A 729-nucleotide genomic window follows, 5' to 3' on the forward strand; every position below is an offset into this window, starting at 1 on the left:
CAGTATCTGAACAGCTGTCATCGGGTACTTGTTGGGACCAGAACTCCAAAAGGCCTTGCTTACCGGGTAGTCTTATTAAAACTATCGAAGGTTTGCCCAAGAAAGTCGGTAAGCTCGTCCGAGCCCATACATTGACAGATACGATTATTACTGCTTTAGCTGTGCTAAACAAGGAACAAGTCGATACAGGTGAGACAACGTATATCGGCTCCGACCTGGATACTGGGTTTATTGTGTCTGACCTTAGTTATTCTTAAGAAAACTATAACGAACTCAGGTTTTTTACTTCGTTCCGATAATTTCTAGAACAAAAGCGTTTTGCTCTGCTATAACTAATGAGTAGATGAAAAACATCTTGAATCGAGGTATTCATGTCAGAAATTGGTCAGAAGATAAAACAAGATATATTGGAAGCAATTGAGAACGACACTATTGTCTTACCAACGCTTCCTGAAATTGCTTTAGATGTTAAGAGAATCAGCGAAGACGAAGATTCGGGGTTATTCGACCTGATCGACGTTATTAACAAAGATACTGCCTTATCAGCACGCCTACTCAAGGTTAGCAACAGCCCTTTGTTTCGCGGTGCAAATGAAATCACTACGCTAAACATGGCAGTAAACCGCTTAGGCATGCAATATACGAGTAATCTTGCAACAGGCCTCGCAATGGAGCAGATGTTCCAAGCAACTTCAGAGATGATCGACAAGCGTATGCGCGAGACTTGGG

General features: G+C 42.1%; 2 protein-coding genes. Both read left to right on the forward strand.

The window, feature by feature from the left end; genetic code table 11:
* On the forward strand, nucleotides 1-257 hold a 257-nt coding region (locus A3763_RS28775; RefSeq protein ID WP_197482934.1), incomplete at its 5' end, for a hypothetical protein.
* Between the two features lie 114 nt (nucleotides 258-371).
* Nucleotides 372-729, forward strand: a 358-nt coding sequence (locus A3763_RS15695; RefSeq protein WP_156495120.1) for an HDOD domain-containing protein, incomplete at its 3' end; no start/stop codon positions are given.

The sequence above is a fragment of the Oleiphilus sp. HI0128 genome, from assembly GCF_001635365.1.